This is a genomic window from Paenibacillus ihuae, from assembly GCF_001368795.1.
GTDB classification, from domain to species: domain Bacteria; phylum Bacillota; class Bacilli; order Paenibacillales; family Paenibacillaceae; genus Paenibacillus_AQ; species Paenibacillus_AQ ihuae.
In genome coordinates, this window is the sequence record NZ_LN831198.1 from 2,772,311 (window position 1) to 2,777,725 (window position 5,415).

7 protein-coding genes and 1 riboswitch are annotated in these 5,415 nt (G+C 49.8%); all 7 genes read right to left on the reverse strand.

Annotated elements, in window-relative coordinates; translation table 11 throughout:
• The coding region (locus AQR02_RS12580; RefSeq protein ID WP_054942088.1) for a VanW family protein at nucleotides 1–813 on the reverse strand (813 nt) is incomplete at its 3' end.
• Nucleotides 810–1,331, reverse strand: a complete 522-nt coding sequence (locus AQR02_RS12585) for a cysteine hydrolase family protein (protein WP_054940790.1) — start codon at nucleotides 1,329–1,331, stop codon at nucleotides 810–812. The genes AQR02_RS12580 and AQR02_RS12585, both read right to left, overlap by 4 nt.
• Nucleotides 1,332–1,523: 192 nt before the next feature.
• On the reverse strand, nucleotides 1,524–2,246 hold the full coding sequence (queE, locus tag AQR02_RS12590; protein WP_054940791.1) for a 7-carboxy-7-deazaguanine synthase QueE: 723 nt from the start codon (nucleotides 2,244–2,246) through the stop codon (nucleotides 1,524–1,526).
• Nucleotides 2,239–2,721, reverse strand: a complete 483-nt coding sequence (locus AQR02_RS12595; protein ID WP_054940792.1) for a 6-pyruvoyl trahydropterin synthase family protein — start codon at nucleotides 2,719–2,721, stop codon at nucleotides 2,239–2,241. The genes queE and AQR02_RS12595 overlap by 8 nt, the downstream gene beginning before the upstream one ends.
• Nucleotides 2,721–3,401: a 7-cyano-7-deazaguanine synthase QueC gene (gene queC / locus AQR02_RS12600; protein WP_054940793.1), complete on the reverse strand. Its 681-nt coding sequence runs from the start codon at nucleotides 3,399–3,401 to the stop codon at nucleotides 2,721–2,723. Before queC ends, AQR02_RS12595 begins: the two co-directional genes overlap by 1 nt.
• Nucleotides 3,402–3,414: 13 nt before the next feature.
• Nucleotides 3,415–3,915 carry a preQ(1) synthase gene (gene queF, locus AQR02_RS12605; RefSeq protein WP_054940794.1) on the reverse strand — a complete coding sequence of 167 codons (501 nt, stop codon included), beginning with the start codon at nucleotides 3,913–3,915 and terminating at the stop codon, nucleotides 3,415–3,417.
• 196 nt (nucleotides 3,916–4,111) lie between these two features.
• A riboswitch (PreQ1 riboswitch) is annotated at nucleotides 4,112–4,155 on the reverse strand.
• 77 nt (nucleotides 4,156–4,232) lie between these two features.
• Entirely contained in the window at nucleotides 4,233–4,970 is a 738-nt protein-coding gene (locus AQR02_RS12610; RefSeq protein WP_054940795.1) for a ZIP family metal transporter, read from the reverse strand.
• Between the last annotated feature and the right edge of the window lie 445 nt (nucleotides 4,971–5,415).

Below are 5,415 nucleotides of genomic sequence, written 5' to 3' on the forward strand. Positions count from 1 at the left end.
ATACAGAAGCGGAGAATACATCATCAGCGCATGATTCTCTGCTACCGCCTCATCCCCTGCTAGCGCTCCGCTGCGTGTCAATACCTTGCGCCGGATGATGTTGCTGCGGATATAACCGCCCCACGGCTCCAGGCTGATCACATGATCAGCCTCGTATACTTCATAATGGTACATTTGCTCTGCTTCGCATCTCCACTCGCCGTGCAGATGCGTGTCATCCAGATGTAGCTTCAGCTGATACGTATGCTCTGTATTGTTTTTGATCTGCAGATCAAGGTAATTATAGGCGCATGTAGCTCCACTGCCAAAAGGCTGAGTCCGGCGCTCATCCGGAAAAACATCATAGCTGTGCCGGTGCCGCTCGGTTACGGTCAATGGTGTATGCAATGTCATCCAGTATATCAGGTTGGACAGCTGGCATAGCCCGCCTCCCGTTCCTGAACGGAAACCTCCAGAAAAGAGAACCATTCCGTCAAGATAGCCTTTTCGGCGCGTCGGCTTACCGATGCTTCGCCAATAGGAGAAGGTCTCCCCGGGGCGGATCAGCAGTCCATCCAGTTTCCCCGCGGCCAGCCTCAGGTTCGTGATTTTATTATACTGCAGCTGCATATCTACATTCCGTAAACTGCGCAGCAGCGGTGTTGCATGACTGGCTGCTGTATAGTCCAACAGGCCAGACACGCGGATCTTTGCCCTCTTAACGGGCCGGGTCAGCCATTGCCAGTATCTTTTCCAGGTAAAATACCGCTTGCCGGCAAACAGCCGCAACCGGGAACGGCGTATAGGCTTCATCGCGGTTTTCACTTGATTCATTGGAACGTAATTTCATCGGCAGGACGCAGTTTAACAAATCTTCCGCCGAGCACTCCATTGTGATGCCTCACAATCTCTTCACCGCTTAGGTTTCCATTGTCGAAGGTACTATGGGCATCCTGGACTAGTATATTATTGTATCCCATACTGTAAGCACGCCGGCACGTAGTATCCAGACAGAACTCCGTCTGCATCCCGCAGATCACAAGATCTGTAATTCCTTGACGCTGGAGCTCTTCATGCAGCCGGGTCCGGTGAAACGCATCCCAGGTCGGTTTCTCCACGATTGTCTCCCCTTCCTTCGGCTTTACAAGACAGCTGATCTCCCAGGTTGGCAATCCTCTGGTATACTCCTCGTCTTCCGTATGCTGAATATATACAACCGGAATATCTGCGGATCGCGCTTTGTCGAGCAGAGATACAATCCGCTTCATTACATTGTCCACGTCATACAGCTTCATATCCGGATAAGAAAACATCGCCTCCTGAACATCAATAATAAGCAGTGCTGTCGTCATTGATAACTCCTCCTTGGTTCATTGATCCTCTTTCTACGCTTTATACTGACAAAGATTATATCAGACCTGGAGCTCCAATAACTCCCCCTCAGGTGAAATTTTTGGATACGTCTTGAATAGAACCTTGAAGCGGAAAAAGGGGCATCTCAAACACCATCAAATGGTGCTAAGATACCCCTAGGTTCTCTATAGTTATTTACCCCGCTTGTTATGCCAGATCAGCGCATGCAGCTGCGGCAGCACTCTTGCCCGGTTCATCTCCGGATCAGCGATCACAAGGTTGAACAGCCATTCCAGCCGTCCTAAGAGGCGTGCCGAGATGTCCCCCGGTTCCGTCACATCCTCATTCCCGGGCTGCAGGTACAGCGGAACTCCGGGATAACGCTGATGCACGCTTTTGGCATAAGCATAGTCCTGCTCGTCAAACACAACGATCTTCAGGCTATGCGCAGCCTTGCCTTGCTCCTTCAGCTTGCCCATGATGCTGTCCAGCATTGCCCAGTCCGTCTTCATTCCCGAGCTTGGCGGTTTGGGACTGATCGTCAGTGTATCGATCTCATAAAACCAGTCCTGCCAGCGGCTGCCCTGTGTTTCGATAGCGGCCTGAATGCCGTGCTCATGCAGCAGAGCAACAAATTCCGCCATACTGCTGCCGAGCAGGGCCGGATTCCCGCCGGAAATGGTCACAGAGTCAAAGTTCTGGCCTGCCAGCGCAAGAAGCTCATTCATAATTTCCTCCGGCTCCAGCATTCGCACAATATCCTTGGCAGAACCATCCCAGGTAAAGGCGGAATCGCACCAGCTGCAGCGGTAATCACAGCCGTAGGTGCGGACGAACATTGTTTTGACACCGATTACGGCGCCTTCCCCTTGAATCGTCGGTCCGAAGATTTCAATTACCGGTATTTTACTCACAGTCACAGCCCCCGTGCATGCGGTAGGCTGGTCCATCCTCCGGAATATCTGCAGCTAATACCTCCGCCCAGGAGGTAGGTGTCTCCCACAGCTTGACTGAATACAGCGGCAATGATGCCTGTTTCAGTTGATAGGCCACATAAGCAGACATATTCTCTGCAGTTGTACGAAATCCGAGCAGCGCCACTTTAGAGCCGGAACTCTGCAGGGTTTCAAGCACAGGCTCATTGCCCATCGCCAGAAAAGCATGATCCAGCCGGTCTACCAGACTTTGCTGCACAATAGCCTTAATGTCGCTAAAATCAACAACAAAGCCTTCATCAGAGTGTCCTGCTTCTGTTGAAGGTTTGCCTTTTAAAACGACTTCAAGCTTATAGGTATGGCCATGCAGATTGCTGCATTTGCCTTTGTGTCCGACCAGCTGATGTGCAGAATCAAAGGTGAAAATCTTACAGACCGATACTTCGCCCAGCATTATAGACCGCCTTTCGTTTGTTCCGCCATGTATTGCTCAAGGCCGCGCTGTCGCAGCAGACACGCCGGACAGGTGCCGCAGCCGCTGCCGACGATGCCGTTATAGCAAGTCAGCGTGTGCTCACGGATATAGTCAAAGTGACCCAGCCTATCTGCCAGCTTCCAGGTCTCTTTTTTGTCCAGCCACATCAGCGGAGTATGAATAACGAATTCATAGTCCATCGACAGATTGAGTGTCACATTCAGGGACTTCACGAACACATCCCGGCAGTCGGGATACCCGCTGAAGTCCGTCTGGCATACACCGGTGATAATGTTGGCATAGCCAAGCTGTTTGGCCAGAATCGCGGCAAAGGACAGGAACAACAGATTACGCCCATCCACGAATGTACTTGGCAGTTCCCCATCTTCTCCGGCTTCAATCTCGATGTCATCCCGAGTTAAGGCGTTAGGTGCCAGCTGATTGAGCAGTCCCAGATCCAGTATATGCTGCTTCACACCATACTTTGCAGCAATCTCTTTGGCGACTTCAATCTCGGCGGCGTGCCGCTGATTATAGTTGAACGTAACTACCTGAACCTCTTCGAAGTGCTTCAGCGCCCATACGAGGCAGGTGGTGCTGTCTTGTCCGCCGCTGAATACGACGAGTGCTTTTTTATCATTTTCAGTTCTCCTCTCCATTACTGCTCTGGGCTTATCGATTATCGACCTTTTCAGGATACATGTCATGATTCATCAGCCGGTGCTCGGCCATAGCTTCATACTTGGTTCCCGGACGTCCCCAGTTGCAGTAAGGATCAATGGAAATGCCGCCGCGCGGTGTGAACTTGCCCCACACTTCGATATAACGCGGATTCATCAAGGAGATCAGATCATTCATAATAATGTTGACACAATCTTCATGAAAATCACCATGATTGCGGAAGCTGAACAAATAGAGCTTCAGTGATTTGGATTCGACCATCTTGATATCCGGAATGTACGATATGTACATCACGCCGAAATCCGGCTGTCCGGTGACGGGACACAGACTGGTGAACTCCGGACAATTGAATTTCACAAAATAATCACGGCCGGGATGCTTGTTATCGAAGCTTTCCAGGATCTCGGGAGCATACCCGAATTTATATTGTGTTCCCTGATTGCCCAGCAGGGTAACTTCCTGCATTTCCTCTTTCAATCTTCCTTCTGACATGACAAAAAACCCCTCTCTTTTCCTGCGGCTGCTGCCGGATTCGGAAAGAAGAACGAGATTTCGAAAACTTGGCTCTACTAAGAAGACAAGCCTCAATGACACCAGGATACGGCATTCTTTAGCCGTCTGGCGGTCAGGCGTTGTCTTATTGACGCATGGCATAACATGATAAATATTCACTGTAGATATGCTCAAAGCGGCCTTAGTTTTTTATAGAGGGAGTTTGCGAACCTCTCCTGCGATAAATACGCAGAATTCTTCTTATACTTGTACTAGCGTCTTGAACTATATCATGTTTCGCGGATCGCTGGCAACCCTTAAAGATGATCCAAAATTAGTGAACACAGCATACCCAGGGCGGCCATAAATCCGGTCAGCGGACCTCCCTCCTTATAGGCCTCCGGCATCATGCTGGAGGATACCATGGAAATGATTCCGCCCCCGGCAAAAGAAGCAATAATCGCCGTAGTATATCCGCTGGCATGATCCATAAAGCTATAGCCTGCACCCGAGGCGAGCGTTGAAATGACAAGTACACAGAGCCAGAGCAGCAGCACCTTACTTTTGCTGTACCCATCCTGTTTAAGTCCGGCCGTGCTGGAGAGCCCCTCGGGAATATTACTTATAAAAATAGCAATCACTAGCAGCAGGCTAACCCCCTGGCCGGAGATCAGGCTGGCTCCGATCATGATGGACTCAGGAATTGCATCCAGCACTGTACCGGCAAAAATCGCCAGCCCGCTGCCATTTCCCTGCGAGCCGCCAGCACCTCTAACCGACCGTTTGCGTCCGGAGCCGCCTTTTCGCGAGATGTACCAGTCGAACAAAGTGAATACCAGCGCACCGGCTGTAAATCCGATAATGGTCGGGAGAAGACCGCCTTCATTGGCGGAATCGTCCAGCAGCTCATAGGCGGCGGCTCCGATTAACACTCCTGTTCCGAACGCCATAATAAAGCCAATAAGCTTCGTCCGGATAGGCAGAAACAGCGCCATCAGCGCACCAATTAGTACAGCAGATCCGGAAACCGCTCCCCATAGGACAGCATTCAACATCAGCTTCACCTTCTACAGTCAGTTTGAAATTGCTTGAATGCACATAGTAGTATTGTACACTTCAAAATGAGCAGGCAAACATCGCAGCCGTGCTCCCCCTCATCTTTTGTAACTGTTCTGTGAGCTTTCGGTGTAGTTCATATCATTATTTATTAATGTAATTAAACAAATTTTCGTCGTTTATAGCCAAGCTGCCCGGACAATAGTCAGACTATAGTCGTGACTTCCAAGCTAATTTTACAATATGGATTCAATTTCAATGAAAGGGGTAACTTAAAAATTATAATCTCCAATAACAAGGATGGGATCAGCCAATGGAACAAAACGTGCAGAAGCTTAAGGAATGGCTTACCTCTGAAGTAAATGAAACGATGTAATCACTAAAGAGGAGCTTAATGATTTGGATACGGTCCATTTCAGTTTAGAGAGCGTTGATTACCGGGAT